The following is a 655-nucleotide window of genomic DNA, read 5'->3' as shown; positions in this document are numbered from 1 at the left end:
TGCTGAAGGTCATCAGCTTAAAGAGAATCAAACAAATTTCCTCTCCAAAAATGCGATTGCGCAATCAGAACTCTCTGCACCAAATGACAAGGCTGTCAAGCAGTTTTTGAAAAAGAACAGCAACATTTTTAAAGGTGACCCTTCCAAAAGGCTGAAGCTTGTTGAAAGCACGACTGATGCCCTTGGATACAAGCACTTTCGATATGCGCCTGTCGTTAACGGAGTGCCAATTAAAGATTCGCAAGTAATCGTTCACGTCGATAAATCCGATAATGTCTATGCGGTCAATGGTGAATTACACAATCAATCTGCTGCAAAAACAGATAACAGCCAAAAAGTCTCTTCTGAAAAAGCGCTGGCACTCGCTTTCAAAGCTATCGGCAAATCACCAGACGCTGTTTCTAACGGAGCGGCCAAAAACAGCAATAAAGCCGAATTGAAAGCGATAGAAACAAAGGACGGCAGCTATCGTCTTGCTTACGACGTGACGATTCGCTATGTCGAGCCTGAACCTGCAAACTGGGAAGTCTTAGTTGACGCCGAAACAGGCAGCATTTTAAAACAGCAAAATAAAGTAGAACATGCCGCCGCCACTGGAAGCGGAACAACTCTAAAGGGCGCAACTGTTCCTTTGAACATCTCTTATGAAGGCGGA

1 pseudogene is annotated in these 655 nt (G+C 44.3%); it reads left to right on the top strand.

The annotated features are described in order from the left end of the window. Positions 1–655 (top strand): annotated as a pseudogene (nprE, locus tag ACWHAR_RS28165) (neutral metalloprotease NprE); the annotation flags it as partial.

This window comes from Bacillus sp. LR--39 (assembly GCF_053613335.1).
This window is presented reverse-complemented; position numbering and strand designations above follow the sequence as displayed.